Raw genomic sequence first — 1,074 nt, forward strand, 5'->3', positions numbered from 1 at the left:
CGCGTTCCGATGGCTGCCCTACGACGGGCAGCGACACGCGATCCCCGACACGCTGGCAGCCGACGACACGGGCAACACGTTGTGCGGTGTCGAACTGACGGTGCCGCACGACCCGCCGCCGAGGAACCCCGACGGCTGCTGGCCCACCTGCCACGGCTGCGACGTGGCCTGGCGCGAACACGAGGGCATCCCCGTGTTCCCACGGCCACGCGGAACCGGTGACAGCCGTCCGGCCGTCGCCAAGGCGCGGCGCGCCGAGGTCGGAGGACGTTCGTGAGGGTGGCGGGCAACAACCATGTCGTGTTCGCCGCGCTGCGCGATCGACTCCGGTCCGACCACGACGCGGTGGTCAACGTGGTGCTGGACGGCGACGACCACACAGCCGCCGTGATGGCGCGTGGCGAACTACCCGGCCTCGTCGCTGGACTGCACGCCCTGCTCGCACAGCACGTTCCGGACGCCAACGGCCACTGCAGGCACTGCCGGGCCGGACGGTGGTGGCGCCGGACACCCGTGCCGTGCCGGGCGCTATTGGAGTTCCAACTCGCCCGCGACGACGCACTCACCCACCGGCCACGCCACCGACTCGCGACGACACGAAACCGGACCACCACGGCGGCTCGTTTCCCGAGATGCCGTACTCACCGGAGCGGACCACCCGACGCCGTCCCACCCCCTGAACCACCCGGCCCGGTCCGCACGCCGCTCGCCCACACCCGATCACGCCGCCCCACGTGACCGCTGTGCGCAGAGCGCCGAACCGACGCCGGTCACCGGGGCGGCAGGTTCCGCACCCCTGCCGCCCCACCGGTCTTGACCGATGCCCTTCGGCATCCGCCCATGAACGCCGCCACCAACAACGCCCGGAGAACGTGCACATGACCCACAACGACGGCCAACCGCAGCCCACGCTGCGCGGCCGTGTCCTCGGCACCGAACTGCGCCGCGCCCGCGAAGCCGCCGGCCTGTCCATCGCCGAACTCGCCGCACGCAGCGGCCAATCCCCCGACACCGTACGACGACTGGAAGAAGGCACCACCGACGCAGCGGCATCCGAACCGACGCTGTGGTGCC

At 72.0% G+C, this 1,074-nt stretch carries 2 protein-coding genes; both read left to right on the plus strand.

The window, feature by feature from the left end; genetic code table 11:
• Window positions 1-277, plus strand: a 277-nt coding sequence (locus ADK67_RS08915) for a zinc finger protein (protein WP_231648085.1), incomplete at its 5' end; no start/stop codon positions are given.
• Between the two features lie 601 nt (window positions 278-878).
• The coding region (locus tag ADK67_RS08920) for a helix-turn-helix domain-containing protein (protein ID WP_157620025.1) at window positions 879-1,074 on the plus strand (196 nt) is incomplete at its 3' end.

It is taken from the genome of Saccharothrix sp. NRRL B-16348, from assembly GCF_001280085.1.
GTDB lineage: Bacteria > Actinomycetota > Actinomycetes > Mycobacteriales > Pseudonocardiaceae > Actinosynnema.